Genomic DNA, 1,668 nt, shown 5'->3' with positions numbered 1-1,668 from the left:
GCGAAGGCGTGCAGCCCGGCCTGCTCGCGCGCATCCGCAGCCGCCTCGGGCTGCTGTCCTCGGGATCGCGCGCCTGATGCGCCGCGATCCGCCCTGCATGACCCCAACCGATTCCGACTGAGCGTGGAGCACAAGATCCTTTTCACCGGCACCATGGGCGCCGGCAAGACCACCGCCATCGCGGCGGTGAGTGAGATTCCGCCGGTCAGCACCGAGGTGCGCAACAGCGACACCTCGGTCGCCAAGGCCACCACCACCGTCGGCCTGGACTACGGCGAGCTCACGCTCGACAACGGCGAGAAGCTGCGCCTGTACGGCACGCCCGGGCAGATGCGCTTCGACTTCATGTGGCGCATCCTCGCGCGCGGCGCGCTCGGCCTCGTGATCCTGGTCGACAACAGCCGGCCCGATCCGCTGGCCGATCTCGAGGTCTACCTCGACGGCTTCGCCGAGCTCATCGAGCAGACCGCCTGCGTGGTCGCGGTGGGCCGCACCGAGACCCATCCCGAACCCGGCCTCGACGCCTATGCCCAGCGCATGCAGGACAAGGGCGTGCTGTGCCCGGTGCTGCCGGCCAACGTGACCGATCCGCAGCAGGTGGTGCAGCTGCTCGAACTGCTGCTGATCCAGCTCGAAGCCTGAGCGCCGCCCCTTTCTTTCCTTTCTCTTCCGACATGAACATCCCACCCCGCCTCAAGGACGCCGCCGAGTCCGCCGTCGACACGCTCATGCGCGAGATCAAGGGCGTGAAGGCCGTCGTGATCTCGACCGAGGACGGCCTCGAGCTGGCCGCGCGCGTGGAGAACACCGCGCAGGTCGCGCGCCTGTCGGCCATCGCGAGCTCGCTGGCCGCGCTCGGCGCGGTGGCCGGCGAGGAGAGCGGCCTGGGCCAGTGCGAGAACGTCGCGATCGAGTCCGCGCTGGGCCACATCCTGATGCTGCAGGCGCGCCATGACGAGGCCGACCTGATCGTGAGCGTGGTCGCGGGCAAGGACGCGGTCATCGGCCAGGTCCTGTACTTCGCCAAGCAGGCGACGCTGGCGCTGCAGCGCGCCTGAGGCGCGGGCCTTCCCTTCACTGTTACCAACCGGCCGCCGCTCATCACTCGCCCGGGTGGCGGCCGATCCTCAGGGCGATGGACTACGAAAGACACCGATGGCAAATATCAAGCAATCCATGGACGAACTGATGACGATCGACGGCGCGCTGTGCGCGGCGCTGGTCGATTCCGGCAGCGGCATGATCCTGGGTCAGGTCGGCTCGGGCGTGGACCTCGAAGTGGCGGCCGCGGGCAATACCGAGGTGGTGCGCGCCAAGAACAAGACCATGCGCGCGCTCGGCCTGAACGACGTGATCGAGGACATCCTGATCACGCTCGGCCGCCAGTACCACATCATCCGCCCGCTGCAGAAGCACGAGGGCCTGTTCGTCTACCTGGTGCTCGACAAGTCGAAGTCGAACCTCGCGCTCGCGCGCCGCAAGACGCAGGACGTGGAGCAGAGCCTGGCGGTCTGACGCGGCGCGCGTCGGCAACGGACAATGCCGGCGGCACGCACCACGCCGCCGACCCCACGCCGGACTCCGCCGATTGAAGCCCTTTCCCCCCGCCCCGCCGTACCGCATCGTCGCAGCGGACCAGTTGCCGCCGGACCTCGAACAGGCCGCGGG

The 1,668-nt window shown here is 68.9% G+C and carries 3 protein-coding genes; all 3 read left to right on the top strand.

Going from position 1 to position 1,668, the window contains the following annotated elements; genetic code table 11:
• Positions 1-123 precede the first annotated feature (123 nt).
• The 3 genes from AC27VN_RS40815 (at position 124) to AC27VN_RS40805 (ending at position 1,515) form a co-directional block, all read left to right on the top strand.
• A complete protein-coding gene (locus tag AC27VN_RS40815) occupies positions 124-642 on the top strand; it encodes a GTP-binding protein (RefSeq protein WP_093340785.1) in 519 nt (172 codons plus the stop codon).
• Positions 643-674: 32 nt separating this feature from the next.
• A complete protein-coding gene (locus AC27VN_RS40810; RefSeq protein ID WP_093340783.1) occupies positions 675-1,058 on the top strand; it encodes a roadblock/LC7 domain-containing protein in 384 nt (127 codons plus the stop codon).
• A 97-nt stretch (positions 1,059-1,155) separates the two neighbouring features.
• Positions 1,156-1,515 (top strand): hypothetical protein, encoded by a 360-nt coding sequence (locus AC27VN_RS40805; RefSeq protein ID WP_093340782.1) that lies wholly within the window; start codon positions 1,156-1,158, stop codon positions 1,513-1,515.
• The last annotated feature ends 153 nt before the right edge of the window (positions 1,516-1,668 follow it).

The sequence above is a fragment of the Variovorax sp. 20P10.2.4 genome, assembly GCF_058244205.1.
This window is presented reverse-complemented; position numbering and strand designations above follow the sequence as displayed.

Excerpts from the sequence above, each read along its gene's own strand:
- AC27VN_RS40805 (WP_093340782.1), top strand. The coding sequence starts at position 1,156 with ATGGCAAATATCAAGCAATCCATGGACGAACTGATGACGATCGACGGC.
- AC27VN_RS40810 (WP_093340783.1), top strand. The coding sequence starts at position 675 with ATGAACATCCCACCCCGCCTCAAGGACGCCGCCGAGTCCGCCGTCGAC.